Consider the following 25,284-nt stretch of genomic DNA (forward strand, 5'->3'; position numbering starts at 1 on the left):
ATGCCGGACTTTCCCAGCGCGGCGAACGGAAAGCGCCTTCGCGTGGCGCTGGTCGGCACGGGCGGCATCGCCGGCCACCATCTGACCGCCTACCGCGCGCACGCCGATCAGGTCGAGCTGGTCGCCGCGGTGGACGTGGACCGGGCCAGGCTGGCCGAGTTCCGCGCCGAAGCCGGCGGCATCCCTGGCTACCACGCCGTCGCGGAGATGCTCGGTGAGCAGCGGCCCGATCTGGTCTCCATCTGCACCCCGCCGTCGCTGCACGTCGAGCAGGTGCTGGCGGTGCTGGCCGGTGGCGCCTGGGCCTGGTGCGAGAAGCCGCCGTGCCGTTCCCTCGCCGAGTACGACACCATCACCGCGGCCGAGCGCGACGGCGGCCCGTATGCCGCGTTCGTGTTCCAGCAGCGGTCCGGCTCGGGCGTGGCGCAGCTGGCGAAGCTGCTGGCGAGCGGCGAGCTCGGCCGCCCGCTGGTGGCGCACTGCCAGACCACCTGGTTCCGCGACGCGGCCTACTACGCCGTGCCGTGGCGGGGCAGCTGGGAGACCGAGGGCGGCGGGCCCGCGATGGGCCACGGCATCCACCAGCTGGACCTGCTGCTGCACCTGCTCGGCGACTGGGCCGAGGTCAGGGCGATGGCCGGCAGGCTGGTGCACGACGTGCGCACCGAGGACGTCTCCACCGCGCTGATCCGGTTCCGCTCCGGCGCGCTGGCGACCGCGGTGAACAGCGTGCTGTCGCCGGACGAGGTGAGCCGGATCCGGCTGGACTGCGCGCACGCCACGGTCGAGCTGACCCACCTTTACGGCCACCGCAACGAGAACTGGGTGTACACGCCCGCGCCGGGGGTGGCCGCTGAGCGCGTGCGGCACTGGCGCGGCCCGGCGGAGGACGTGGCCAGCTCGCACACCGCGCAGCTGACCGGGCTGCTGGCGGCGATCCGCGCGGGCACCCGGCCGGCCTGCGGCGGCGCGGACGGACGGCGGGTGCTCGAACTGATCGCGGCCCTGTACAAGGCGGCGTTCACCGGGCTGCCGGTGACCGCCGGGGAGATCGGGCCGGGGGATCCCTTCCACGAAGCGATGCACGGCGGCATGGCGGACCGGATCACCGTCGCCGGCGAGGGGGCAAGGTGAGCGAGCGGATCACCGTCACCCACCGGCACGGCGAGCGGGTCGGCGTCGCCGCGGCCGGCACCGAGCTGATGTCCTATGTGTACGCACCGGACCCGGTCGCCTACGAGTCCCGGAAGCCCTACGCGCACCCGCTGCGCACGCTGGCCGGCCGCCGGGTGAGCGGGTACCGGCCGCACGACCACCGCTGGCACAAGGGGCTGCAGCTGGCCGCCAGCCACCTGTCCGGACAGAACTTCTGGGGCGGGCACAGCTATGTGCCGGGCAACTGGTACCAGGACCTGCCCTGGCTGATCGGCTCGATGCGGCACGACTGCTTCGAGCAGTTCGACGTGACGCCCCACTCCCTCGGCCTCGGCGAACGGCTCACCTGGCTCGCCAACGACGGAGAGCCGTGGGCGGACGAACTTCGTGACCTGGTGGTGCATTCGGTCGAACCGGACGAGGGCGCTTGGGCGCTGGACTGGTCGATCGAGCTGACCAACACGCGGGACGTGCCGCTGGAGTTCGGCAGCCCGGCCGCGGCGGGCCGGGAACTGGCCGGTTACACCGGGCTGTGCTGGCGCGGCCCGCGTGACTTCGGCGGTGGCGAGGTGCTCGCCCCGGACGGCCGTGGTGGCGAGGAGATGATGGGCGGGCAGTCGCCGTGGCTGGCCTTCGTCGGCGAGCATGACGAGATCGACGCGCATTCCACCCTGATCTTCGCGCACGCGCCGGAGAACGAGCGGTCGATCCACGAGTCGCACTGGTTCGTGCGCTCCCACGGCACCCCGATGGTGGCCTTTTCCTGGGCCTTCTTCGAGGAGTTCGAGCTGGCGCCCGGAGAGAGCTTCGGCTACCGGTACCGGGTGGTGATCGCGGACGGGGCTTGGGACCGCGACCGGATCTCGCGGTACCTCGAGACCCACCCCTTCCAGGAGGCGTGATGGACGAGTTCCCGTTGCCAGGAGCCATCGGGCTGTCGCACGTGCGGGCCTACGAATGGCTGGCCGAGGACGGCGTGTGCGGCGGCAGCCCGCATCTGCACCTGGCCTGCACCGAGGCGTACGTGGTCACCGGTGGCCGCGGCGCGGTGCAGACGCTCAGCGCGGACGGCTACGACCAGACCGAGCTGGAGGCCGGGGTGATCGCCTGGTTCTCGCCGGGCACCGTGCACCGGATGGTGCGGCGCGAGGACCTGGCGATCACCGTGCTGATGCAGAACAGCGGCCTGCCCGAGGCCGGCGACGCGGTGTTCACCTTCCCGCCGGAGGTGCTCGCCGACCCGGCGGCCTACGCCGAGGCGGCCGCGCTGCCCGCTAAACAGGGCCCGGCCGCGGAAGCCGCCGCGCGGCGGCGCAGAGACCTTGCCGTACAAGGTTTCCTGGAGCTGCGCGCGGCGCTGGTGTCCGGTGACTTCGCACCGCTGCGCGAGTTCCACCGCGCGGCGGCGGCGCTGGTCGCGCCGAAGCTCGCCGAGTGGGTGCCGAAGTGGCGGGCCGGCGCGCTGGCCGCGGCCGAACGCACCGGCGCGCAGCTCACCGCGCTCGCCGCCGGTGACTTCTCGCATCTGGCCGAAGCCGGGGTGCGGGTGGCCACCCCGTCGCGACGAGGCGGTTTCGGCATGTGCGGCCGTCGCGACGAATACGAGATCGACGGCGGCTAGCTGTGCCCGTCTGAGAACTCGCACCGCGATCGCGTCGACAGGGCGCTCCTTGTCGAGAACCCGCACGTCGTCGTGCCGGACGCCCTGCCGCCGCGCTAGCGGGGCCTTCGGCCATGGCGAGTTCCACGGTGCGGGTCTCGCAGGTCACAGCGGTGTTCAGCCGTCCATCAGTCCTTGCCGCCACCGCCGGGCGAGGGCTGGCGCTGCACCACGACCACCCGGTCGTCGCTGGACACCGGCTGGCCGCCGTCCTTGTTCACGGTGCCGGCGAAGGCCAGCTTGTCGTCGATCGGGTCCAGCCCGGCGAGCCTGCCGTAGCTGGGGCCGTTCTTGCCGTCCATCGAGACGCTCGGCTTGCCGCCGACCGAGCCGTCCGGGGTGATCGGCAGGCTCTGCATGTTCCCCGCCGTGGCGGCGTTGATGACCAGCTGGCTCTCCCCGTCCGCGCAGCCGGCGAGACCGGGTTTGTCCGGCCAGGTCCAGGTCGGCAAGGCCAGTGAGGTGCCGGGCTGGATGCGGAAGAGCAGGTCCTTGTCCGGGGTGCGGTCGGTCACCCAGAGCCGGGAACCGTCCGACGATTTGCACAGCCCGCCGGGGGTGTGCAGCCCGGAGGCGAGCACCGGGGAACTTGCGACCGGGTTGTCCGCGGCCGGTTTACCGGCGGTGTCGATGCGCAGCACCTTGCCGGCCAGCGAGTCGGCCCTGGCCGCGTTGGCCGGGTCGCCGGCGTCGCCGGTGGCCACCAGCAGCGCGCCCTTGCCGTCACCCAGCAGCGCGCCGTGGTTGCCGGAGGCGCCCTTGGGAATCCCGGTCAGCACCGGCTTCGGCGGCTCGCCCGGCGCGATCCGGACCACCCGGTTGTCGGTCGCGGTGGTGATGTAGGCGAAGACAAGCTGGTCCTCGGCGTAGCTGGGAGAGAGCGCGATCGCGGTCAGCCCGCCGTCCCCGCTCGCGTCCACCTCGATCTTGGCAAGCTCGGTAGGGTCGCTATCCGGTGCGACGCGCAGCAGCCGCCCGCTCCGGCGTTCCCCGGCCAGTGCGCTGGGCTCGCTGGCGGAACCGGGCAGCGCGGCCACGCTGGAGACCGTGTCCAGGCAGGTCTCGATCACGGCCCGGTCGAAGTCGGTGCAGCCCTGCGGAGGAGGAATGGATGTCTGCGGCGCGCGGCTGGACGGCGGGCGGTCGGCAACGCCGCCGTCCTCACCGGGCAGCCGGGGCTCCGGCCCGGCCTGCGGGGTCAGCTGGGGCGCCGGGGCGAAGGTCTGGCCGGTGCCCCTGTCCTCGAACGAAGCGCAGGAGGTCAGCAACAGCGCACCGGCCGCCAGCAGGGCCAGCGGCCGGCGCGAGGTCCTGTGACACCTGGTACGCACGATTCCAGCTTAGGTGCACGGGCGTGAACGTCCAGTGAGTGGCAGTGAGCCACGGTGAGTGGCGGCGACGATTACGGTGGTGATCATGACGGTTACCGTGCTGGTCCCGGATGACGACGGCGTGGCCGCGCTCGGCGAGCTCGCCGGCGTGCGTGCGGTGCGCTATCGCTGGAGCGACCCGCTGCCCCCGGAGGCGGCGGAAGCCGACGTGCTGATCCCCGGGTTCAACCCGGCCGACGCGGACGCGGAATTCTTCGCCGCGATGCCGAAACTCAAGCTCATCCAGCTGCTTTCGGCCGGTGCGGACGACTGGGTGGACGTCGTTCCGGACGGGGTGCTGCTCTGCACCTGCCGTGGCGCGCACGGCGGCAGCACCGCGGAGTGGGTGGTGGCGATGCTGCTCACGGTGTACCGGGAGCTCGGCTCGTTCGCGGCCGCACAGGAGGCACGGCTCTGGGACCGGCACGCCACCGACACCCTGCAGGACAAACGGGTGCTGGTGGTCGGTGCGGGTGATACCGGGAGGCAGCTTCGGCGGCGGCTTGAGGCTTTCGACGCCCGCGCCACGATGGTCGGGCTGAACGCCCGCGAGGGCGTGCACGGGGTGCAGGAACTGCCGGAGCTGATCGGCGGGCACGACGCGGTCGCGCTGATGGTGCCGCTGACCTCCCGGACCACGGGCATGGTGGACGCGAAGTTCCTGGCCGCGATGCCGGACGGGGCGGTGCTGGTGAACGCGGCCCGCGGCCGGGTGGTGGACACCGACGCGCTGCTCGCCGAACTGAGCTCGGGCCGGCTGCGGGCGGCGGTGGACGCCACCGACCCGGAGCCGCTGCCCGCCGACCACCCGCTGTGGACGGCGCCGGGCCTGATCGTCACCCCGCACGTGGCCGGCGCGGCCCGTGGCGGATTACGCCGCTCCTATGCCGTCGCCGCCGAGGAGATCGCCGTCTACGCCAGCGGCGAACTGCCGAACAACCTGGTGCACGGCGAGTACTGACCAACCCCGACGGGTGTCGAGCGCCGTTTCGCGCTGCGGGCGGCAGTGTGATCCCCTACCCTGCGCGCGTGAGCATTCACGACGAAGAGTCCAAGAACCGCGGCATGTTCGACGACACCGCCTCGTCCACCGCGCAGACCACCGTGATCCCCGATCTCGGTGCCGAGCCGGACGAGCGGGCCGACACCCCGACCCGCTGGCACGGCGGTCTCGACTTCGGCCTGCTGGTGCTGCGGGTGGTGCTGGGCGGCACGATGGGCGCGCACGGCCTGCAGAAGATCTTCGGCCTGTTCAACGGCCCCGGCATCGACGGTTTCGCCAAGGTGCTCGAGGGCTACGGGTTCACCAGCCAGACCACCCTGCTGTCCTGGGTCACCGGGCTCACCGAGATCGGTGGCGGCGGGCTGCTGGTGCTGGGCCTGTTCACCCCGCTCGGCGCGGCCGGCATCCTCGGGCTCACCTCGAGCATCGTGTACGTCAAGGCGCACACCGGCTTCTTCAACGGTGCCGGCGTCGGCTTCGAGTACGAGCTGCTGCTCGGCACGGTGGCGCTGGTCCTGCTGTTCACCGGATCCGGCAGGCTGGCCCTGGACGTGAACACCCCGTGGCGGCGCAAACCGCTCGGCTTCGGCATCTTCGGCTTCCTCCTAGCCGCCGCTGCCGCCGTCCTCGTCCTCGTCCTGTTCCGCTAGGCGCACGCAGCGAAGGCCACCTTGCCTGCGTTCAACGCAGGCAAGGTGGCCTTCGCTGCATTGGGAAGGGGTTACTTGCCGACGTCGCGGACGGCGCCCTTGTCGGCGGAGGTGGCCATGCGGGCGTAGGCGCGCAGCGCGGAGGTGACCGGGCGCTGGCGTTCGGCGGGCTGCCACGGCCGCTCGCTGGCCTCCATCTTCGCCCGGCGCTCGGCCAGCACGTCGGCGTCCACGAGCAGGTCCAGCCGTCGCTCGCGCACGTCGAGCAGGATCTGGTCGCCGTCGCGCACCAGTCCGATGGTGCCGCCCGCGGCGGCCTCCGGCGAGATGTGCCCGACCGAGATCCCGGACGACCCGCCGGAGAACCGGCCATCGGTGATCAGCGCGCACTTCTTGCCGAGCCCGGAGCCCTTGAGGAAGGCGGTCGGGTGCAGCATCTCCTGCATGCCCGGCCCGCCGGCCGGCCCCTCGTAGCGGACCACCAGCACCTCACCGGGCTGGATCTTCTTGCCGAGGATCGCGGAGACGGCGTCCTCCTGGCTTTCCAGCACCCTGGCCGGGCCCTGGAAGTGCCACAGCGACTCGTCGATCCCGGCGGACTTGATCACCGCGCCGTCCTCGGCGAGGTTGCCGCGCAGGATGGCCAGCCCGCCGTCCACCGTGTACGCGTGCTCGATGTCGCGGACGCAGCCGCCGGCCGCGTCGGTGTCCAATGAGGACCAGCGGTTGGTGGTGGAGAACGCCTTGGTGGTGCGCACTCCGCCGGGCGCGGCGTGGAACAGCTCCACCGCCTGCGTGCTCGGCGAGTCAGCGCGGATGTCCCAGGCGGACAGCCACGAGTCCAGATCCGGCGAGTGCACCGAGTGCACGCCGGTGTTGAGCAGGCCGCCCCGGTACAGCTCGCCGAGGATGGCCGGAATGCCGCCGGCCCGGTGCACGTCCTCCATGTGGTAGTCCGAGTTGGGCGCCACTTTGGACAGGCACGGGACCCGGCGGCCGATCGCGTCGATGTCGTCGATGGTGAACTCGATCTCACCCTCCTGCGCGGCGGCCAGGATGTGCAGCACGGTGTTCGTCGAGCCGCCCATCGCCATGTCCAGCGCCATCGCGTTCTCGAAGGCCTCCTTGTTCGCGATCGACCGGGGCAGCGCGCTTTCGTCGTCCGCGCCGTACCAGCGCTGGCACAGCTCGACCACGGTGCGCCCGGCGCCGGTGAACAGGTCGCGGCGCGCGGCGTGCGTGGCCAGGGTGGACCCGTTGCCAGGCAGCGAGAGCCCGAGCGCCTCGGTGAGGCAGTTCATCGAGTTCGCGGTGAACATCCCGGAGCAGGACCCGCAGGTCGGGCAGGCAGAGCGCTCCACAATGGACAGCCCGTCCTCGTCGACGGCCTGGTTCGCCGAGGCCGAGATCGCGGTGATCAGGTCGGTCGGCGCCTGCGCGACCCCCTCCACGACCACCGCCTTGCCGGCCTCCATCGGCCCGCCGGAGACGAACACGGTCGGGATGTTCAGCCGCATCGCGGCGTTCAGCATGCCGGGAGTGATCTTGTCGCAGTTCGAGATGCACACCAGCGCGTCCGCCTGGTGCGCGTTGACCATGTACTCCACCGAATCGGCGATGATCTCCCGCGATGGCAGCGAGTAGAGCATCCCGCTGTGCCCCATGGCGATCCCGTCGTCCACCGCGATGGTGTGGAACTCGCGGGCGACGCCACCGGCCTCGGCGACCGCATCGGCGACGATCTCGCCGAGGTCCTTGAGGTGCACGTGCCCCGGCACGAACTGGGTGTAGGAGTTGGCGATCGCCACGATCGGCTTGCCGAAGTCGCTGTCGGTCATCCCGGTGGCGCGCCACAGGGAGCGGGCACCGGCGGCGTTGCGGCCGTGGGTGGTGGTGCGGGAGCGCAGTGCGGGCACGACTCCTCCAAGGTGCTTGAAAAAAACTGTCTGCTGCGCCGGCGGGGGTGACCGGCGGGCCAGTGGTGCGACCTGGTGGGGGCACGCACGGCGGTCTCCTCGCAGGCTACCCCTCGCTGTGACCAGGAGGTGCGAGCGGCCGGGCCGCCGGTGGTGATCGGCCTTCGCTCGCGCTTTTCCGGGTTGCTTTCTCGCCGCGCGGTCGCCGTTTCGGTGAGAAAATCTCCCGATTGCCGATTGTCCGCTATCGGCAATCGGCCCACGCCGAAATATGGCATCTGTCTGCCGGGTTTTCTAGCCCGGCTGCACCTTTGTTTTTACGGCCGGGCGGTGGCTGGAATCGAATCGGTCGCACTGGTATCCATATCATGTCGGTTTTTCGGATATTTCTGCGCGGCCTAGGAGGGCCCATGCGTAAATACATCTACAAAACCCTTGCGTTCGGTGCGGTGCTGTCGAGCCCGCTGCTGTTCGTGGCGGTCGCGGACGCCGTACCGGCCGGCACGGTGGTGCAGAAGACCGGCGGCACGCTGAGCGTCACCGCCGCGGCCGGGGCCGAGAACAACATCACCGTGCACGTGGTCGGCGGCACCTTCCGGATCAGCGACACCGGCGACACCCTCACCGCGGCCGGCACCTGCCAGGTGCTCGACGACGACACGGTGAGCTGCCCGGTGCCGGGTACCACCGAGTTCCTGGTGGACACCGGCGACCTGAACGACGTGGTGATCGCGAACTTCGACTACTACGGCGCCACGCTGGAAGGCGGCGCCGGCGACGACCGACTGGTCGGCGGAGGTGGCAACGACAGCGTCGGCGGCGGTGCCGGGAACGATTCGCTGGACGGCGGTGCCGGCAACGACACGCTCGGCGGCGGCAACGGCACCGACGAGATCTTCGGCGGCGGCGGCAACGACAGCGTGGACGGTGGCGGCGCCGGCGACGAGGTGTTCGGCGGTGCCGGCAACGACACGCTGGACGGCGGCGGCGGGGACGACGAACTCAACGGCGGTGTCGGAAATGATTCACTGGACGGCGCCAGCGGCAATGACCGGATAATCGGTGGCGGCGGCGTGGATATGCATGTCGGCGGGCAGGGAAACGACCGGCTCGACGGCGTGGACGGCGTCCGATCGAATGATCAGGTGGACGGCGGCGCCGGTACCGATACCTGTGCCGCGGACTCCGGCGACACAATTTCGAATTGTCCCTGAGCGAGAATTTCGAGGGGGTCGAGCAAAAGGAGAGTCAAATGCGCAGTATCCGGGCCCGGATGGGCGTGCTGGCGGCCGTGCTGGCCTTCGCGCAGGTGCCGCTCTACGGCGGGCTCGCCGTGGCCGAGGCGGCGGGCACGGTCGTGGAGAAGTCCCGTGACGTGCTGGTCGTCACGGCCGCGGCCGGCCAGAAGAACGACATCCTGATCCGCCGGCAGGGCCAGTCCTTCGTGATCACCGACACCGGGGACACGGTGACCGCGGTCGCGCCGTGCCGCAACGAGACCGCCGGTTCGGCCACCTGCCCGCTGCCGATCGAGGACATCGCGGTCGACGCCGGTGACGAGAACGACAAGGTGACCCTGCACCCCAGCGTCAACCTCAGGGGCACCCTGGCCGGCGGTGACGGGGAGGACCAGCTGGAAGGCGGACCCGGTAACGACCGGCTGGTCGGCGACGGGCGCCCCGGGACGGCCTTCGCCGGGCCGGGCAACGACACCCTGATCGGCGGCCCCGGTAACGACACACTGGACGGTCTGGACGGCAACGACTCCATCTTCGGCAACGCCGGCAACGACACGCTGATCGGTGGCAACGGCAACGACACCATCGACGGCGGCAACGGCAACGACAGCATCACCGGTGGTTCGGGCAACGACACCGCCACCGGCGCCAGCGGCACGGACAGCGTCCTCGGCAACGACGGCACGGACGACCTCGCCGGCGGAATCGGTGCGGACACGGTCAACGGTGGCTCCGGAGCCGACTCGATCGCCGGCGACGACGGCAACGACACGCTCGAAGGCGTGGACGGGGTGTCCGGCAACGACGTGCTCACCGGCGGGGTCGGGCTCGACGCCTGCACCGCGGACAGCGGCGACTTCCTGAACACCTGCCCGTAGCCCGCGAACGGATCAGCCCGCGAAGGGATCAGGCCGAGGACGGTTTCTCGCCGGACGGCGAACCGCCCTCGGCTTTCGCGGTGTCCCCGGCTTCTGAGTTCTCCGCGGTTTCTGCGGCCTTCTCTGCGCCCTCAGGGTTCTCGGCCTGCTCCGCGGCTTCCGCTTCGGCGGCCCGTTCGGCGAGCGCCTGCTTGGTCATCTCCTCGGTGAGCCCGGACGGGTCCGGCACCTTGCCGCCGCTGACCAGTGCCAGCACCGGCAGGTGCCGGGTGCGCACCGCGGGCAGTTGGATCTGGCTGTCGTCGGTGAGTACCGCCCGCACCTTCGACTTCTTGGTCAGCGCGAGTCCTTTGAGGGCGGCCCACGGGATTTCCCGCGACCCGAACATGGTGCGCACGGCCAGCCCGTCGCGGGAGGCCGTGGTCCTGGTCCGCTGCACGAACAGCAGCAGGCCGAGCGGCACCAGGTACAGCGCCTGCAGTCCGGGGACCCCGCCGAATGCGACCGGGGTCACGCAGATGACCAGGATCATGATGGCGAGCAGTGCCGTGGCGGGAATGCGGAAGACCGCGGTGCCACCTGGTTCCGCCTGGTCTCGCTGCGTTTTTTCGGCCATTCGAGAATGGTGCACCGACGCCGGTGCGGGCCGTCATCCGGGGTTCGCCACGCGCACACCTGTGTCCAGCATGCGGAATGCCCGTCCCGCAGAGTTGACACTCTCGATGGCGACTACTACCTTCTGCCCTATGAAACCGCGGACCGGCCTCGTACTTCCCAAGCGCGTCGACGCTTAGGAGTCCCCGCTGCGTCGATGCGCGACCCTCGTGCGACCTTTCGGTCGGCGAGGGTTTTTTGTTGCCCAGGCAAAAGTTTCGACCCTAACGAGTGACACCAGCAACACCCGGCCCCGCCGGTGACCACCCCCAGCAGCACCGAGACCCACGAGGCAGAACGATGACAAGCGCCACCTCGCGATCGGAAGCGAACGCCGGCGCGACACCCACGGGTGCCACACCACCCGCGGCGTCGCCCAGCCAGCTCGGAGCCCGGCCCAAGCCGGGGCCGCCGGCCGGCACCCCGGTAAGGGTGACCGGTGCCCAGTCCCTCGTGCGCTCCCTCGAGGCCGTCGGCGCGGAGGTCGTGTTCGGCATTCCCGGCGGCACGATCCTGCCCGCCTACGACCCGCTGCTCGACTCGACCAAGGTCCGCCACGTGCTGGTGCGGCACGAACAGGGCGCGGGGCACGCGGCGACCGGATACGCGCAGGCGACCGGAAAGGTCGGCGTGTGCATGGCCACCTCCGGCCCCGGCGCGACGAACCTGGTCACCCCGCTGGCCGACGCGAACATGGACTCCGTCCCGCTGGTTGCGATCACCGGGCAGCAGTCCCGCGCGCTGATCGGCACGGACGCGTTCCAGGAAGCGGACATCTGCGGCATCACGCTGCCGATCACCAAGCACAACTTCCTGGTCACCGATCCGGCGGAGATCCCGCGCACCATCGCCGAGGCGTTCCACCTCGCCGCCACCGGCAGGCCGGGCCCGGTGCTGGTGGACATCCCCAAGGACGTGCTGCAGGAGACCACCTCCTTCGCTTGGCCGCCGGAGCTGCGGCTGCCCGGCTACCGGCCGACCCTGCGCCCGCACGGCAAGCAGGTCCGCGAGGCGGCCAGGCTGATCGCGGCCTCCCGGCGCCCGGTGCTCTACGTCGGCGGCGGGGTGATCAAGGCCGAGGCTTCGCGCGAGCTGATGGAACTGGCCGAGGTCACCGGCATTCCGGTGGTCACCACCCTGATGGCGCGTGGCGCGTTCCCGGACTCGCACCGCCAGCACCTCGGCATGCCGGGCATGCACGGTTCGGTCGCCGCGGTCGCCGCGATGCAGCGTTCGGACCTGCTGATCTCGCTCGGCGCCCGGTTCGACGACCGGGTCACCGGCCAGCTCGACTCGTTCGCGCCGGAGGCCACCGTGGTGCACGCGGACATCGACCCGGCGGAGATCTCCAAGAACCGCAAGGCGGACGTGCCGATCGTCGGGGACTGCGCGGAGATCATCACCGAGCTGATCGCCGCGGTGCGTGCGGAACACTCCGGCGCGCCGGATCTGGCCGCCTGGTGGACCCAGATCGACTCCTGGCGCGGCACCTTCCCGGCCGGTTACGAGTGGCCGGACGACGGCACGCTCTCCCCGCAGTACGTGATCGAGCGGATCGGGCAGCTGGTCGGGCCGGACGCCGTCTACACCGCGGGCGTCGGCCAGCATCAGATGTGGGCCGCGCAGTTCATCAAGTACGAGAACCCGAAGAGCTGGATCAACTCCGGTGGCCTCGGCACCATGGGCTTCGCGGTGCCGGCCGCGATGGGCGCCAAGTTCGGTATGCCGGACAAGCAGGTCTGGGCGATCGACGGCGACGGCTGCTTCCAGATGACCAACCAGGAACTGGCCACCTGCGCGATCGAAGGCGCGCCGATCAAGGTGGCCGTGATCAACAACGGCAACCTCGGCATGGTCCGGCAGTGGCAGAACCTGTTCTACTCGGAGCGCTACTCCCAGACCGATCTCGGCACGCACAAGCACCGCATCCCGGACTTCACCCTGCTCGCCGAGGCGCTCGGCTGCGCCGGCCTCCGCTGCGAGACCAAGGAAGAGGTCGACAAGGTGATCCGGCGGGCGATGGAGATCAACGACCGCCCCGTGGTGATCGATTTCGTGGTCGGCAAGGATGCACAGGTGTGGCCGATGGTCGCGGCGGGCACCGGCAACGACGAGATCATGGCCGCCAGGGGGATCCGCCCGCTCTTCGACGACGACGAGGTGGCGGCGGAGAAGCGCGCAGAGGGAGAACAGTGATGAGCACGCACACGCTGAGCGTTCTGGTGGAGAACAAGCCCGGTGTGCTGGCCAGGGTTTCCGGCCTTTTCTCCCGTCGTGGCTTCAATATCGAGTCACTCGCCGTCGGACCCACGGAGAACCCGGAGGTGTCCAGGATGACGATCGTGGTCGCGGTCGAAGAGCTACCGCTCGAACAGGTGACCAAGCAGCTCAACAAGCTGGTCAACGTCATCAAGATCGTGGAACTCGAGAAGGCCAGCGCGGTGCAGCGGGAGCTGCTGCTGGTCAAGGTCAGGGCGGACGCCACGGTGCGCAGCCAGGTGCTGGAGACCGTGCAGCTCTTCCGCGCCAAGGTGGTCGACGTGTCACCCGAAGCGCTGACCGTGGAGGCCACCGGCACCTCGGACAAGATCGGCGCGCTGCTGCGGATGCTGGAACCCTATGGCATCCGTGAGCTCGTGCAGTCCGGCATGGTCGCGGTCGGGCGCGGTGCGCGCTCGATCACCGCGACCTCACCCCGCTAGTTTTCGTTTGATAAGTCAGGAAAGGAAGTAACACCCCTCATGGCAGCGGAAATCTTCTACGACGATGACGCCGACCTCGGCCTGATCCAGGGCCGCAAGGTCGCCGTGATCGGTTACGGCAGCCAGGGTCATGCGCATGCGCTGAGCCTGCGCGACTCCGGGGCCGATGTCCGCATCGGCCTGCCCGAGGGGTCGAAGTCCCGGGCCAAGGCGGAGGAGGAGGGCCTGCGGGTGCTCACCCCCGCGGAGGCGGCCGCCGAGGCCGACCTGATCTCCATCCAGGCCCCGGACACCGTGCAGCGGACCGTGTACGCCAACGACATCGCGCCGAACCTCAAGCCGGGCGACGCGCTGTTCTTCAGCCACGGGTTCAACATCCGCTACGGCTACATCGACGCCCCGGAGGGCGTGGACGTGGTGCTGGTCGCCCCGAAGGGCCCCGGCCACCTTGTCCGCCGCCAGTTCGTGGACGGCAAGGGCGTGCCGAACCTGGTCGCGGTGGAGAAGGACGCTTCGGGCAACGCGCTCGCGCTGGGCCTTTCCTACTCGAAGGGCATCGGCGGCACCAGGGCCGGCACCATCAAGACCACCTTCACCGAGGAGACCGAGACGGACCTCTTCGGCGAGCAGGCGGTGCTCTGCGGCGGTACCTCGCACCTGATCCAGGCCGGGTTCGAGACCCTGGTCGAGGCGGGCTACCAGCCGGAGATCGCCTACTTCGAGGTGCTGCACGAGCTCAAGCTGATCGTGGACCTGATCTACGAAGGCGGTATCGCCCGCCAGCGCTACTCGTGCAGCGACACCGCGGAGTACGGCGACCTGACCCGCGGCCCGCGCGTCATCACCGACCAGACCAAGGCGGAGATGAAGAAGATCCTGGGCGAGATCCAGGACGGCTCCTTCGCGAAGGAGTGGGTGGCCGAGGACGACAACGGCCGGCCGAACTTCCTCGCGCTGCGACAGAAGGGCAAGGATCACCCGATCGAGGAGGTCGGTGGCAAGCTGCGCGGCCTGATGTCCTGGGTCGACCGCCCCATCACCGAAACCGCCTGACCCCTTTTTCTATGCAGTGAAGGCCACCTTGCCTGCGTTCAATGCAGGCAAGGTGGCCTTCACTGCATCCGGAGTGACGGGGTGGGGTAGCTCGGATGGGGGTCGCTGGGGCGGGGATCGGGCGACTTTCGGAGGGTTCTGCTGAACACGCTCCGTGGATAGCTTTTCTGCTGTGCGTCGCATATCGAGTGCGCGCCGGGGAGAAGCAGGGGTCTCGTGACGATGTTCCGCAAAACACTGGTCTGCCTCAGCCTGGCCGCCGCCGCGGCCGGTTTCACCGTTTCGCCCGCTTCCGCGGCCACACCGCCGGAAGACGTGCAGCCGAACATCGTCGGCGGCGGACCGGCGGCCGAGGGCGCCTACCCGTTCATGGTCAGCCTGCAGGACAAGGAAGGCACCGGGAACGGCCACGACCGCCACTTCTGCGGGGCCAGCCTGATCAGCCCGTGGACGGTGCTGACCGCGGCGCACTGCGTGCGCGGTGCCGACGCGGCCGCCCTGCAGGTGGTCGTCGGCACCACGGTGCTTTCCAGCGGCGCCGGGGAGAAACGGGACATCGCCGAGGTCGCCGTGCACCCGAAGTACGACTTCCCCCAGTACGACGTCGCCGTGCTGCAGCTCAAGGAGCCGGTGCGCGACGTGGACGCCCCGCTGCTGCCCAGCCGCGGCACCGACGCGCTGGAGCGGCCGGGCGCCACCGCCAGGGTGATCGGCTGGGGCAACACCATCGAGCAGTCGCCGGACAACCCCGGCAACGGCAACACCTCCTACCCGGACCGGCTGCAGGAGGTGGACGTGCCGCTGGTGTCCAGGACCGAGTGCGCGGCGGCCAACCCGGACACCACGATCGACGACACGCTGGTCTGCGCCGGCGTCTCGCACAAGGACTCCTGCCAGGGTGACAGCGGCGGCCCGCTGCTGCGCCAGGCCACCCTCGGCGACGGGCGGAAGGTCTGGTTCCAGATCGGCATCGTCAGCGGTGGTGAGGGCTGCGCCGCGACCGGCGCCCCCGGCTACTACAGCCGCATCGGGAACGCGGAGATCAACGACTTCATCCGCGAGCACGCCTGAGCAACGTTCCCCGGGGCAACCGATACCGTGGCGGGCATGAGTGAGCAGCCGGTGGATGACAAGGCGAACATCCGCGACGAACTCGACCTGACCGGTGCCGACTGGCAGCGTGCCGAGCCCGAAGGGGAAACGCTCGAGGACGCCGTGGAGTACGCGTTCGTCCCGCATACCGACGGGGTCACCTACGTCGCGATGCGTCAGTCCTCGAAACCGGACGGGGTCATCCTGATCTTTACCCCCTCGGAATGGGACGCCTTCATCAAAGGCGTCCGCGACGGCGAGTTCGACGGCCCCTGATCCCGGCGTTTCCGCAGGTCAACGGTCGTGAGTGAAAAGTGTTGCCCCGGCAACGTTTTTCACTCACGACCGCAGTAGGCGTTCGGCTTCCGGCTGCCCGCAGTGCTCCGCCCACTCGGCCGGAGTGGCGTCGTAGAGGGCGTCGCGGATCGTCCGGTCCGCACCCGCGGCCAGCAGCACGCCGAGCACGTCCAGCCAGCCGGACTGGGCGGCCAGGTGCAGCGCAGTGGAGCCTTCGCCGTGCTCCGGTCCGCCGAAGGAGCCCCGGCCGTTGACGTCCGCGCCCAGCGCGAGCAGCCGTTCGACCGCGTCGGCCCGGCCGCCGAACGCGGCCCAGGCGAGCGCGGTGCCCTGGTAGACGTCCGCCTCGAGGTCGGCACCCCTGGCGACCAGCAGGTCGAGCGCTTCCAGCCGTCCGTTGCGGGCGGCCCAGGACAGCGCCTCGTTCCGGATCTCGGCCGGGTCGTCGGAAGGCTGCCAGGCTCCGAATCCGCTGTGCGGCCGGTAGAAACCGCGGTGCGCGCCGGCTTCCGGGGCGAGTGTGCCGTCCGGGCCGATCAGCTCGTCGAGCAGGTCACGCCAGCCGAGCCCGGCCGCGACCCGCAGGTTCCGCGGCGCCAGGCCGTGCCCGGCGAGCAGGTCCGCGGTTTCCCGGTGTCCCCAGAACAACGCCATCACCAGCGGGGTGCCGCCGTCGCCCCGCGCCGAGCCGTCCACCCTGGCGCCGGCGTCGAGCAGCAGCTTTGCCAGGTGCGGCAGGCCAACGTAGCCGCTCTGGTGCAAGGGGGTGGAGCCGTGCGCGTTCGCCCGCGACGGGTCGGCGCCGTGCTCCAGCAGCACTCGCACCAGCCGCTCGTCATGGGTCGCGGTGGCCATCCCGAGCAGGTCGTTTCCGTTGGTACCACGGGCTTTCACCAGCTCCGGGAACCGGCCAAGCAGGGCGGCCAGCCCTTCGACGTCCTGCGCCTCGACGGCCTGGTACGCCCGGGCGAAGGGTTCGCCGCTTTCGGCCAGCGAGCCGACGTGCTTCTTCAGCTCTCGCCAGTTTTCGAAGCCGTGCCGCCGGGCGACGACCGCCCTGGCCCCCGGCCTTGTCCGCGGCTGTCGCCATTTCTCGAAGGCGGCCACGGCTTCCGGGGTCTCGTCCTGCGCCGAGACGAGCAGCCCGGCCGCGCGCTCGGCGTAGTACGCCAGGTCCGCGTGATAGGCGTGTTCCAGCTCGGGACCGCACTCCTCGACGCGCCGGACGTAGGCCTGCAGCCGGGGCCAGCTGGGGAAGCCGTGCTCGCGGGCCAGCACGAACTGCGCCTCGGTGAGCTTGAGCGGGTCGCTCGGTTCCGGGTGCCGCGCGGCCACTCTGGACAGTGCGTCCGTGTCGCCGGCCCGGTGCGCCCGCTGCAGGTCCTTGGCCAGTTTGCGCAGCCGCTCCATGCTGGCGGTGGCCGGTAGGGACGAACTCATCTCTTCCGCTTCCTTCCTCGCGCCCGCGGTCCGCTGGCACCGGGCAGGAAAGAAGGTGCGTACACATGCGTTGGTGGTTCAGGGGTGGGCTCGGCCCTCTCCGCGGACGGGACGCGGCCCCTGCCGCGCCCCGCCAGCATAACCCGTTCAGAGCAGGATCGCCGCCAGCCGGCGCCACCGTTCGAGCGGTATGCCCGGTTCGGTGGTGATCACCTGCAGGCAGACCTGGTCGGCACCCGTGTCGAGCTGGGCCCGCACCCGGCCTGCATCATCGCTTCGCGGCCGAAAGCTTCACCGAACCAGCAGCGCCGGGGCCAGCCGGGCCAGCTGATCGGTCGCCGCGGGCAGGTCGTCCGCGACCGGGGAGACCAGCACGTGGTCGGCGCCGGAGTCGAGCAGTTCCCGCACCCGTCGCGCGATGGCCTCCTCGTCGCCCCACGCCACCGCAGCGTCCACCAGCCGGTCGGTGAGTCCGGCCAGATCGTCCCCATAACCGAACTTCCGCCAGGACGCCGCATACGCTGGTACCGCGAGCACGCGTTTCAGAATTTCCCTCGCCACCGCCCTCGCTCGCTCCGGATCGGTTTCCAGCAACACGGGTTGATGCGGGATCAGCAGCTTGTCCTCGCCGAGGATCTCCCTGGCGAACGCGACGTGCTCGGGCGGTGTGGAGAACGGGTGCGCGCCGTCGGCCCGGTCACCGGACAGTTCCAGCATCTTCGGGCCGACCGCGGCCAGCACCCTGGGAAAGGGTTCCGGCGGCGGCAGTTCCGCGGCTGCTTCGTCCATTTCGGACAGATATTCGCGCAGCTGCGTCAGCGGATCGTAGTGGCTGCCGGCCTTCGCGGCCTGGAACGAGTGCCCGATGCCGACGCCGAGCACGAACCGGCCAGGGAAGGCCCTCGCCAGCGTGTAGGCGCCCGCGTGCAGGGTGCGCGCCGGGCGGGACCACACGTTGGCGATTCCGGTGCCCAGCACCAGCCGTTCGGTCGCCTGCAGCAGGAACCCGTGCGCGGCCAGGATCTCCCTGGAGCCGCCGCCCTCGCCGCTCCACACCGAGCCGTAGCCGAGCCGTTCGATGCGCGCGGTTTCCCGCCGCTCCACCACCGGGTCCGGCGAGTGCGCACCGAAGAGCCAGACCCCCACCCGGCCCAGCTCGCGCCTGGTCCGTTCCACCATTTCCGTCCCCATGAACTTCCTCCACGACCCTAAGCTGAGGCTGCCTCCGCTTGCCTGCTCCGACTATACGGAGCCTGCCTCCGATTTGTCACGGGTAGCGTGGGAACGGCCATGGAGACCTCGAAACCGCTGCGTGCGGACGCCCGCCGTAACTACGAGCGACTGCTGGACGAGGCCAAGCGCGCCTTCGGGCAGCACGGCGTGGACGCTTCGCTCGAAGAGATCGCGCGCCGGGCCGGGGTCGGCATCGGCACCCTGTACCGGCACTTCCCGACCCGCAACGCGCTGCTGGAAGTGTTGCTGCGCAACAGGTTTGACACACAGGCCAAAGTGGCCCGCGAACTGCTCTGGCATCCGTCGCCGAGCGCGGCCCTGCAGGAGTGGCTGGCCGAGCTGGCCAGGACGTCCACCACCTATCGGGGGTTGGTGGCCTCGGTAGCGACTGCGCTGAGTGATGAATCCTCGGAGCTGTACGCGTCCTGCCATGCCATGCAGGACGCTGCCGCGCGGCTGCTCGCGCGGGCGCAGGAGGCGGGCGAGATTCGCGCCGAAGTGGCGTCGCTCGATCTGATGCTGCTGGCCAACGGGGTCGCCTGGGCGGTGGAGCACGCGCCGGACGGCCAGGGTTCGATCGGCCGGCTGTCCGCCCTTGTCTTCTCCGGATTACGTACGAGTTAACGGGGGCCCATTCGGGGGAACCGGCCGAGGACTAAACTTCGGCCCGTCCGGGCACAGCGTCGTGGCCGATGAGCGCGTTAACCGTTCCGATTCGTGGGAGCCGCATCGTGACCAAGTCAGGCCAGCCCGTCGTCCTTATCGCGGAAAAGCTCGCACCCTCCGTGCTGAGCGTGTTCGGTGACGAGGTGTCCGTCCAGCATGTGGACGGCACCGATCGGCCGGCCTTGCTGTCCGCGGTCCGCGACGCCGACGCACTGCTCGTCCGCTCCGCGACCAAGGTGGACGCCGAGGTGTTCGCCGCTTCGAGCCGGCTGAAGGTGGTCGCCAGGGCCGGGGTCGGTCTGGACAACGTGGAGGTGCCCGCGGCCACCGAGCGCGGCGTGCTGGTGGTCAACGCCCCCACCTCGAACATCGTCTCCGCCGCCGAGCACGCGGTGGCGCTGCTGCTCGCGGTCGCCCGCCGGGTACCGGCCGCCGACCAGAGCCTGCGCGGCGGTGAGTGGAAGCGCAGCTCCTACTCCGGCGTCGAGCTCAACGGCAAGACCGTCGGCGTGGTCGGGCTCGGCAAGATCGGGCAGCTGTTCGCCCAGCGGCTCGCCGCCTTCGGCACCAAGCTGATCGCCTACGACCCCTACGTCTCCGCGGCGCGCGCCGCGCAGCTCGGCATCGAGCTGGTCTCCCTGGACGAGCTGCTGGAGCGCGCCGACGCGATCTCCATCCACCTGCCGAAGACCCCGGAGACCAAGGGCCTGATCGACGCCGAGGCGCTGAAGAAGACCAAGCCGGGCGTGATCATCGTGAACGCCGCGCGTGGCGGGCTGATCGTGGAGGAGGCGCTGGCCGACTCGATCCGCGAGGGACACGTCGGCGGCGCCGGGGTGGACGTGTTCGTCACCGAGCCGACCACCGCCAGCCCGCTGTTCGAGCTGCCCAACGTGGTGGTAACCCCGCACCTCGGCGCGTCCACTTCGGAGGCGCAGGACCGCGCCGGTACCGACGTGGCCCGTTCGGTGCTGCTCGCGCTGCGCGGTGACTTCGTGCCGGACGCGGTGAACGTGGCCGGCGGTGGCACCGTTGGCGAGGAGGTCCGCCCGTTCCTGCCGCTGGCGCAGAAGCTCGGCACCGTGCTGGCCGCGCTCGGTTCGCAGGCGCCGTCTTCGGTAACCGTGGTGGCCCGCGGTGAGCTCTCCGGCGAGGACATCAGCGTGCTGCCGCTGGCCGCGCTGCGAGGCGTGTTCTCCGGGGTGGTCGAGGACCAGGTGACCTTCGTGAACGCGCCGCGGCTGGCCGAGGAGCTCGGCGTGCAGGTGGAACTGGTCACCGAGCCGGAGAGCCCAAACCACCGCAGCCTGCTCACCGTGCGCGCGGTGCACGCCGACGGCACCACGCTGACCGTGTCCGGTGCGCTCACCGGCAAGGACGAGGTGGAGAAGCTGGTCGAGGTGAACGGCCGCTCCTTCGACCTGCGGGCCGAGGGCACCATGCTGCTACTGGAGTACCCGGACCGGCCCGGCATCATGGGCCGCGTCGGCACCCTGCTCGGCGAGGCCGGGATCAACATCGAGGCGGCCCAGATCAGCCAGACCTCGGACGGCGCGGACGCGGTGATGCTGCTGCGCGTGGACCGTTCGGTGGACTCGCACCTGCTGGAGCCGATCGGTGCCGCCGTCGGCGCGCACACCATCCGCGCCGTCGACTTCTCCTGACCTTTTGGTCCGTGAAGGCCACCTTGCCTACCTTCAAAGTAGGCAAGGTGGCCTTCACGGCGTTGGCGGAGGCAAGGGGCGCGGGGGTTCGGGCAGTTAGCGGTACCGGTGGCTGGTCGGCGTGCTGGAATGGCAGGCTGGCTGACCTGATCGGATGAACGCCGGGGTCACGCGTTACCCGGATGGGTGTCTCGGAGTACGGGAAGATCAGACATAAGGGTGGTGCGACTGCGATGGAATGTCGACGGCCGGTAACCTGCCGTCGCTGGAGTTTTCTTGCGGATGGGGCATCCGGTGTCGGAGGACCCCGGGCGACGGAGGTGTGTGGATGCGGCTCGCTGTGATCCCAGGTGACGGGATCGGGCCCGAGGTGGTCACCGAGGCGCTCAAGGTACTCAACGAGGTGGTACCGGCGGCGGAGATCACCAACTACGACCTTGGGGCCGCGCGGTGGCATTCCACCGGTGAGCTGCTGCCCGAGTCGGTGCTCGGTGAACTCCGGCAGCACGACGCGATCCTGCTCGGCGCGGTGGGCGACCCGACCGTGCCCAGTGGCATTCTCGAGCGCGGCCTGCTGCTCCGGCTGCGGTTCGAACTGGACCACCACGTCAACCTGCGTCCCGCCCGGCTGTACCCCGGCGTCCGCGGTCCGCTGGCGGAGAACAGCGAGATCGACATGATCGTCGTGCGCGAAGGCACCGAAGGCCCGTACGCGGGCAACGGCGGCCTGCTGCGCAAGGACACCGAGCACGAGATCGCCACCGAGGTCAGCGTGAACACGGCCTTCGGTATCCGGCGGGTCGTGGAGGACGCCTTCAACCGCGCCGAGGCGCGGCCGCGCAAGCACCTCACGCTGCTGCACAAGACGAACGTGCTGGAGTACGCGGGCGGCCTGTGGTCCCGGATCGTCGAGGAGGTCTCGCTGGAGCACCCCGACGTGACGGTGGCCTACTCCCATGTGGACGCGGCGACGATCCACCTGGTGACCGACCCGTCGCGGTTCGACGTGATCGTCACGGACAACCTGTTCGGCGACATCATCACCGACCTGGCGGCCGCGGTGACCGGCGGGATCGGGCTCGCGGCCAGCGGGAACCTGGACATCACCCGGCGGAACCCGAGCATGTTCGAGCCGGTGCACGGCAGCGCACCGGACATCGCCGGCCAGGGGCTGGCCGACCCGACCGCGGCGGTGCTGTCGGTCTCGCTGCTGCTCGACCACCTCGGCCAGAAGGAGGCGGCGCGCCGGATCGAGGCGTCGGTGGCCTTCGACCTGGCCACTCGCGACCAGGCGTCGCCGGGTGCCACGCACGCGATCGGCGACCGCCTCGCCGCCCTGGTCTCCTCGAACACCCGCACCGCCTGACCGACTCGGGCATGCAGTGAAGGCCACCTTGCCTGCGTTCAACGCAGGCAAGGTGGCCTTCACTGCGTTCAGAGCCCGTGCACGTTTTCGGTGACGGGGGTGGGCGGGCCGGTGTCGCCCTTCGGGGCGTCCCAGGTCCAGAACTCGACCACGTGGCCGTCCGGGTCGTGCACGTAGGCCGCCTTGGCCGGGGTCTCGCGGTCTTCCCCGAAGATCACCTCGTCGACCTTGCCGCCGCGTTCGGAGATCCCGCGGACCACGTCGTCGTAGTCCTTCTCCTCGACGCGCATCGCGTAGTGCACATGGACTCCGCCGCGGCCCCGCGAGATGCCGATCTGCGGCGTCCACAGCCCGATCCTGGTGTCGCCGGCCAGGATCCACACCCCTTCCCGGCCGCGCCACAGGTCGCCCTGCCAGCGCATCAGCACCGGCAGGTCGAGCACCTCGGTGTAGAACCGCTCGGCCGCGGCCAGGTCCTGGACCTCCAGCACGATCTCGTTCACGCCGGTCACCGGTAATGCCATGTCAAGCTCCCTCCAGAGTTGGCTAACTATATAGGAGACTACCTATATATAGCCGACGGCGCCACGCTCCGATGTCCACGATCCGGGAGATTCAGACCAGAGACTGGAAGCGTGGCGGGGAGTGTGGCACCATGCCGGCATGGCTTCCTTTGCCGCGATCATTATTCGCCAGCGCGCCGGTTAGGTACTCCTTCGAGCACCCGGCGCGCAGACCTCTCGCATTCGCGGGGGGTCTTTTTGTTTGCCCAGGACCCTTTCCGCTGTGCTCCCGAAACCTCCCGAAACGACCAGGAGAGAAACCGTGACCCGGACAGCACCGGCCGGCACCCCGCTCGGCGACGACTTCCACCTGTACGACACGACCCTGCGCGACGGCGCGCAGCGGGAGGGGATCTCGTACTCGGTGGCGGACAAGCTCGCCGTGGCGCGGCTGCTGGACGAACTGGGGGTCGGGTACATCGAGGGCGGCTGGCCGGGCGCGCTGCCGAAGGACACCGAGTTCTTCGCGAAGGCGGCCGCGGGCGAACTGACGCTCAAGCACGCGGCGCTGGTCGCCTTCGGGTCCACCCGCAAGCCGGGCGCCCGTGCCGACGAGGACGCACAGGTGCGGGCGCTGCTCGACGCGCAGACGCCGGTGGTGACCCTGGTGGCCAAGTCGGACCTGCGGCACATCGAGCGGGCGCTGCGGGTGGACGTGGCCGAGGCCTGCGCGATGGTGCGGGACACGGTGGCCTTCCTCGTCGCCGAAGGCCGCCGGGTTTTCCTTGACGCGGAACACTTTTTCGACGGCTACGGCTACCATCCCGACACCTCGCTGCGAGTGCTCGACGCGGCGGCCGAAGGCGGCGCGGACGTACTCGTGCTGTGCGACACCAACGGCGGGCAGCTGCCGCTGGGACTCGCCGAAACGGTGCGCGAGATCAAGGAGCGCACCGGTTTCCGGCTCGGCATCCACTGCCAGGACGACACTTCCTGCGCGGTGGCGAACAGCATCGCGGCGGTGCAGGCCGGCGCGACCCATGTCCAGTGCACTGCGAACGGTTACGGGGAGCGGGCCGGCAACGCCGACCTGTTCGCCGTGACCGGGAACCTGGTGGCCAAGCTCGGCATGGCGGTGCTCCCCACCGGGGGCGCGGCCGAGCTCACCCGGGTCTCCCATGCCCTTGCCGAAATCGCGAACATCGCACCCGACACCCACCAGGCTTACGTCGGGACGTCGGCCTTCGCCCACAAGGCGGGTCTGCACGCGAGCGCGATCAAGGTGGATCCGTTGTTGTACAACCACATCGATCCAGCTTCTGTCGGCAATGACATGCGGGTACTGGTCACCGAAATGGCCGGCAGGGCCAGCCTCGAGCTCAAGGGACGTGAGCTCGGGGTCGACCTTGCCGGCCAGCCCGAAGCGCTGAGCAGCGCGGTGCGCAAGGTCAAGTCCCTGGAGGCGCAGGGCTGGTCCTTCGAGGCCGCGGACGCGTCACTGGAACTGTTGCTGCGCAGGGAGGTGGACGGCCCGCAGAACGAGGTGCTGGACTCCCCGCCGTTCAGCCTGGAGTCCTACCGGGTGGTGCTGGACCACCGCTCGGACGGCGAGATCGTCTCCGAGGCGACGGTTAAGGTGCACGTTGCGGGCAGGCGGGTGATCGCCACCGCGGAGGGCAACGGTCCGGTGCACGCGCTGGACGCCGCACTGCGCGAGGCGCTCAGCCCGCACCTGTCCTGGTTGGACACCGTGGAGCTGGCCGACTACAAGGTGCGCATCCTGCCGGGACATCCCGGTACGGACGCGGTGACCAGGGTGCTGGTGGGCAGCACCGACGGGCAGCGCGAATGGACCACCGTCGGCGTGCACGGCAACATCGTGGAAGCGAGCTGGCTCGCCCTCCGCGATGCCCTCGTGCACAAGAGCCTCCGCGCCGGCTGAACCCGGCTAGCCGGTGAGCAGGGTGAGGCCGTAGGCGGCGAGGATCGGGTTGATCGGCTTGAAGTAGGTGACGCCGCCGGAGGAGCAGTTGCCGGAACCGCCGACCAGCACGCCCTGCGCCTGGCTGCCGCTGATGAACGGCCCGCCGGCGTCGCCGGGTTCGGCGCAGACGTTGGTGCGCGTCAGCCCGCTGATCGTGCCCTCCGGGAAGGTGACGGTCTGGTTCTTCGCCACGATCGTGCCGCAGTGCCAGCCGGTGGTGCGGCCCGCCCGGCACACCGACGCACCGACCGGCGCCTCGGCCGAGCCGGTGATGGTGATCGTGCCGCCGCTGCCGGTCGGCACCTGCGGCACCAGCTGCCAGTCGGTCGTGTTGGTCACCCTGACCACGAGCACCCCGTTGGCTGGCGTCTGCACCGGCCCGATCACCCCGACCAGTACGTGCGCCCCGCTGTAGACCGTCTCGCCCGGCTGCCCGCAGGAGCGGCCGGCGATCAGGTAGCCGGTGCTGCCGCCGGTCGCCGCGAAGGCCGCGGTGCAGCGGAAACCGGAGTCGGTGAACAACGGGCTGCCCCCGCCGAGCGGGGCTTTCGCCGCGGCGTGCGCGGCCGATGGCAGGAGCAGGATGGCGAGCAGGAAACCCGCGACCGACGCGATCGCGGAACGGAACCGATGCGGTGCGATGCGTGCCATGACGGCCTCCATGGGCTCGGGCAGGCTCGGGTTGCCCGTCCACGGTAGGCAGCGATCCGCGGCCGGCCCAGGGCCATCCGTCGGATTCTGGCGCGGTATTCGGCCTGGC

23 protein-coding genes are annotated in these 25,284 nt (G+C 70.3%); 16 read left to right on the forward strand and 7 right to left on the reverse strand.

Annotated features, from left to right (window positions below; all coding sequences use genetic code 11):
- From AMYNI_RS0126500 to AMYNI_RS0126510, 3 genes are read left to right on the forward strand one after another with little or no spacing between them, the layout of a single operon-like run.
- Positions 1-1,134, forward strand: a complete 1,134-nt coding sequence (locus tag AMYNI_RS0126500; protein ID WP_020671100.1) for a Gfo/Idh/MocA family protein — start codon at positions 1-3, stop codon at positions 1,132-1,134.
- Positions 1,131-2,057, forward strand: coding sequence for a DUF6807 domain-containing protein (locus tag AMYNI_RS0126505; RefSeq protein WP_020671101.1), 927 nt, complete (start codon positions 1,131-1,133; stop codon positions 2,055-2,057). Before AMYNI_RS0126500 ends, AMYNI_RS0126505 begins: the two co-directional genes overlap by 4 nt.
- Complete coding sequence (locus AMYNI_RS0126510; RefSeq protein ID WP_020671102.1) at positions 2,057-2,776, forward strand: cupin domain-containing protein; 720 nt, start codon at positions 2,057-2,059, stop codon at positions 2,774-2,776. The genes AMYNI_RS0126505 and AMYNI_RS0126510 overlap by 1 nt, the downstream gene beginning before the upstream one ends.
- Positions 2,777-2,943: 167 nt before the next feature.
- Here the strand turns inward: AMYNI_RS0126510 and AMYNI_RS0126515 are convergent, their stop codons facing one another.
- The gene (locus tag AMYNI_RS0126515; RefSeq protein WP_020671103.1) at positions 2,944-4,146 is read right to left on the reverse strand and encodes a PQQ-dependent sugar dehydrogenase; all 1,203 of its coding nucleotides are present in this window, start codon (positions 4,144-4,146) and stop codon (positions 2,944-2,946) included.
- 85 nt (positions 4,147-4,231) lie between these two features.
- Here AMYNI_RS0126515 and AMYNI_RS0126520 point away from each other — a divergent pair, with 85 nt between their 5' ends.
- Both AMYNI_RS0126520 and AMYNI_RS0126525 read left to right on the forward strand, forming a co-directional pair.
- A complete protein-coding gene (locus AMYNI_RS0126520; protein WP_040407347.1) occupies positions 4,232-5,146 on the forward strand; it encodes a 2-hydroxyacid dehydrogenase in 915 nt (304 codons plus the stop codon).
- 68 nt (positions 5,147-5,214) lie between these two features.
- The gene (locus AMYNI_RS0126525; RefSeq protein WP_020671105.1) at positions 5,215-5,838 is read left to right on the forward strand and encodes a DoxX family protein; all 624 of its coding nucleotides are present in this window, start codon (positions 5,215-5,217) and stop codon (positions 5,836-5,838) included.
- Between the two features lie 71 nt (positions 5,839-5,909).
- Here the strand turns inward: AMYNI_RS0126525 and ilvD are convergent, their stop codons facing one another.
- Positions 5,910-7,754, reverse strand: a complete 1,845-nt coding sequence (gene ilvD / locus AMYNI_RS0126530; RefSeq protein ID WP_020671106.1) for a dihydroxy-acid dehydratase — start codon at positions 7,752-7,754, stop codon at positions 5,910-5,912.
- A 410-nt stretch (positions 7,755-8,164) separates the two neighbouring features.
- Here ilvD and AMYNI_RS50560 point away from each other — a divergent pair, with 410 nt between their 5' ends.
- Both AMYNI_RS50560 and AMYNI_RS47460 read left to right on the forward strand, forming a co-directional pair.
- The gene (locus tag AMYNI_RS50560; RefSeq protein WP_020671107.1) at positions 8,165-8,968 is read left to right on the forward strand and encodes a calcium-binding protein; all 804 of its coding nucleotides are present in this window, start codon (positions 8,165-8,167) and stop codon (positions 8,966-8,968) included.
- 38 nt (positions 8,969-9,006) lie between these two features.
- Positions 9,007-9,870 carry a calcium-binding protein gene (locus tag AMYNI_RS47460; RefSeq protein ID WP_084628476.1) on the forward strand — a complete coding sequence of 288 codons (864 nt, stop codon included), beginning with the start codon at positions 9,007-9,009 and terminating at the stop codon, positions 9,868-9,870.
- 28 nt (positions 9,871-9,898) lie between these two features.
- Here AMYNI_RS47460 and AMYNI_RS0126545 read toward each other — a convergent pair whose 3' ends face one another.
- Positions 9,899-10,486, reverse strand: a complete 588-nt coding sequence (locus AMYNI_RS0126545) for a PH domain-containing protein (protein ID WP_020671109.1) — start codon at positions 10,484-10,486, stop codon at positions 9,899-9,901.
- 338 nt (positions 10,487-10,824) lie between these two features.
- Here AMYNI_RS0126545 and AMYNI_RS0126550 point away from each other — a divergent pair, with 338 nt between their 5' ends.
- The 5 genes from AMYNI_RS0126550 (at position 10,825) to AMYNI_RS0126570 (ending at position 15,647) form a co-directional block, all read left to right on the forward strand.
- Complete coding sequence (locus tag AMYNI_RS0126550) at positions 10,825-12,720, forward strand: acetolactate synthase large subunit (protein WP_040405978.1); 1,896 nt, start codon at positions 10,825-10,827, stop codon at positions 12,718-12,720.
- Complete coding sequence (ilvN, locus tag AMYNI_RS0126555; protein ID WP_020671111.1) at positions 12,720-13,226, forward strand: acetolactate synthase small subunit; 507 nt, start codon at positions 12,720-12,722, stop codon at positions 13,224-13,226. The genes AMYNI_RS0126550 and ilvN overlap by 1 nt, the downstream gene beginning before the upstream one ends.
- A 39-nt stretch (positions 13,227-13,265) precedes the next feature.
- Positions 13,266-14,279 (forward strand): ketol-acid reductoisomerase, encoded by a 1,014-nt coding sequence (gene ilvC / locus AMYNI_RS0126560; RefSeq protein ID WP_020671112.1) that lies wholly within the window; start codon positions 13,266-13,268, stop codon positions 14,277-14,279.
- A gap of 222 nt (positions 14,280-14,501) precedes the next feature.
- Positions 14,502-15,350: a S1 family peptidase gene (locus AMYNI_RS0126565; protein WP_020671113.1), complete on the forward strand. Its 849-nt coding sequence runs from the start codon at positions 14,502-14,504 to the stop codon at positions 15,348-15,350.
- 36 nt (positions 15,351-15,386) lie between these two features.
- The gene (locus AMYNI_RS0126570) at positions 15,387-15,647 is read left to right on the forward strand and encodes a DUF397 domain-containing protein (RefSeq protein WP_020671114.1); all 261 of its coding nucleotides are present in this window, start codon (positions 15,387-15,389) and stop codon (positions 15,645-15,647) included.
- A gap of 63 nt (positions 15,648-15,710) precedes the next feature.
- Here AMYNI_RS0126570 and AMYNI_RS0126575 read toward each other — a convergent pair whose 3' ends face one another.
- The gene (locus tag AMYNI_RS0126575) at positions 15,711-17,108 is read right to left on the reverse strand and encodes an ankyrin repeat domain-containing protein (RefSeq protein WP_020671115.1); all 1,398 of its coding nucleotides are present in this window, start codon (positions 17,106-17,108) and stop codon (positions 15,711-15,713) included.
- A gap of 291 nt (positions 17,109-17,399) precedes the next feature.
- Complete coding sequence (locus AMYNI_RS0126585; RefSeq protein ID WP_245574004.1) at positions 17,400-18,299, reverse strand: TIGR03620 family F420-dependent LLM class oxidoreductase; 900 nt, start codon at positions 18,297-18,299, stop codon at positions 17,400-17,402.
- Positions 18,300-18,398: 99 nt separating this feature from the next.
- On the opposite strand from AMYNI_RS0126585, the gene AMYNI_RS0126590 reads away from it, so the two are divergent.
- From AMYNI_RS0126590 to AMYNI_RS0126600, 3 genes are all read left to right on the forward strand, one after another.
- On the forward strand, positions 18,399-18,965 hold the full coding sequence (locus AMYNI_RS0126590; RefSeq protein ID WP_020671118.1) for a TetR/AcrR family transcriptional regulator: 567 nt from the start codon (positions 18,399-18,401) through the stop codon (positions 18,963-18,965).
- Positions 18,966-19,072: 107 nt separating this feature from the next.
- The gene (gene serA / locus AMYNI_RS0126595) at positions 19,073-20,671 is read left to right on the forward strand and encodes a phosphoglycerate dehydrogenase (RefSeq protein ID WP_026360956.1); all 1,599 of its coding nucleotides are present in this window, start codon (positions 19,073-19,075) and stop codon (positions 20,669-20,671) included.
- Positions 20,672-20,999: 328 nt separating this feature from the next.
- The gene (locus AMYNI_RS0126600) at positions 21,000-22,037 is read left to right on the forward strand and encodes a 3-isopropylmalate dehydrogenase (RefSeq protein ID WP_020671120.1); all 1,038 of its coding nucleotides are present in this window, start codon (positions 21,000-21,002) and stop codon (positions 22,035-22,037) included.
- Positions 22,038-22,105: 68 nt separating this feature from the next.
- Here AMYNI_RS0126600 and AMYNI_RS0126605 read toward each other — a convergent pair whose 3' ends face one another.
- A complete protein-coding gene (locus AMYNI_RS0126605) occupies positions 22,106-22,561 on the reverse strand; it encodes a VOC family protein (protein ID WP_026360957.1) in 456 nt (151 codons plus the stop codon).
- A gap of 301 nt (positions 22,562-22,862) precedes the next feature.
- Here AMYNI_RS0126605 and cimA point away from each other — a divergent pair, with 301 nt between their 5' ends.
- Entirely contained in the window at positions 22,863-24,482 is a 1,620-nt protein-coding gene (gene cimA, locus AMYNI_RS0126610) for a citramalate synthase (protein ID WP_020671122.1), read from the forward strand.
- A 6-nt stretch (positions 24,483-24,488) separates the two neighbouring features.
- Here cimA and AMYNI_RS0126615 read toward each other — a convergent pair whose 3' ends face one another.
- Positions 24,489-25,175, reverse strand: a complete 687-nt coding sequence (locus AMYNI_RS0126615; protein ID WP_020671123.1) for a S1 family peptidase — start codon at positions 25,173-25,175, stop codon at positions 24,489-24,491.
- Positions 25,176-25,284: the final 109 nt, after the last annotated feature.

Source organism: Amycolatopsis nigrescens CSC17Ta-90 (genome assembly GCF_000384315.1).
In the GTDB taxonomy this organism is placed as follows: domain Bacteria; phylum Actinomycetota; class Actinomycetes; order Mycobacteriales; family Pseudonocardiaceae; genus Amycolatopsis; species Amycolatopsis nigrescens.

Excerpts from the sequence above, each read along its gene's own strand:
- AMYNI_RS0126590 (WP_020671118.1), top strand. The coding sequence starts at position 18,399 with ATGGAGACCTCGAAACCGCTGCGTGCGGACGCCCGCCGTAACTACGAG.
- AMYNI_RS0126550 (WP_040405978.1), top strand. The coding sequence starts at position 10,825 with ATGACAAGCGCCACCTCGCGATCGGAAGCGAACGCCGGCGCGACACCC.
- AMYNI_RS50560 (WP_020671107.1), top strand. The coding sequence starts at position 8,165 with ATGCGTAAATACATCTACAAAACCCTTGCGTTCGGTGCGGTGCTGTCG.
- AMYNI_RS0126605 (WP_026360957.1), bottom strand. The coding sequence starts at position 22,561 with ATGGCATTACCGGTGACCGGCGTGAACGAGATCGTGCTGGAGGTCCAG.
- AMYNI_RS0126575 (WP_020671115.1), bottom strand. The coding sequence starts at position 17,108 with ATGAGTTCGTCCCTACCGGCCACCGCCAGCATGGAGCGGCTGCGCAAA.
- AMYNI_RS0126500 (WP_020671100.1), top strand. The coding sequence starts at position 1 with ATGCCGGACTTTCCCAGCGCGGCGAACGGAAAGCGCCTTCGCGTGGCG.
- AMYNI_RS0126565 (WP_020671113.1), top strand. The coding sequence starts at position 14,502 with ATGTTCCGCAAAACACTGGTCTGCCTCAGCCTGGCCGCCGCCGCGGCC.
- AMYNI_RS0126585 (WP_245574004.1), bottom strand. The coding sequence starts at position 18,299 with ATGGGGACGGAAATGGTGGAACGGACCAGGCGCGAGCTGGGCCGGGTG.
- AMYNI_RS0126570 (WP_020671114.1), top strand. The coding sequence starts at position 15,387 with ATGAGTGAGCAGCCGGTGGATGACAAGGCGAACATCCGCGACGAACTC.
- ilvC (WP_020671112.1), top strand. The coding sequence starts at position 13,266 with ATGGCAGCGGAAATCTTCTACGACGATGACGCCGACCTCGGCCTGATC.
- AMYNI_RS0126545 (WP_020671109.1), bottom strand. The coding sequence starts at position 10,486 with ATGGCCGAAAAAACGCAGCGAGACCAGGCGGAACCAGGTGGCACCGCG.
- ilvN (WP_020671111.1), top strand. The coding sequence starts at position 12,720 with ATGAGCACGCACACGCTGAGCGTTCTGGTGGAGAACAAGCCCGGTGTG.
- AMYNI_RS0126510 (WP_020671102.1), top strand. The coding sequence starts at position 2,057 with ATGGACGAGTTCCCGTTGCCAGGAGCCATCGGGCTGTCGCACGTGCGG.
- AMYNI_RS0126520 (WP_040407347.1), top strand. The coding sequence starts at position 4,232 with ATGACGGTTACCGTGCTGGTCCCGGATGACGACGGCGTGGCCGCGCTC.
- AMYNI_RS47460 (WP_084628476.1), top strand. The coding sequence starts at position 9,007 with ATGCGCAGTATCCGGGCCCGGATGGGCGTGCTGGCGGCCGTGCTGGCC.
- AMYNI_RS0126600 (WP_020671120.1), top strand. The coding sequence starts at position 21,000 with ATGCGGCTCGCTGTGATCCCAGGTGACGGGATCGGGCCCGAGGTGGTC.
- AMYNI_RS0126615 (WP_020671123.1), bottom strand. The coding sequence starts at position 25,175 with ATGGCACGCATCGCACCGCATCGGTTCCGTTCCGCGATCGCGTCGGTC.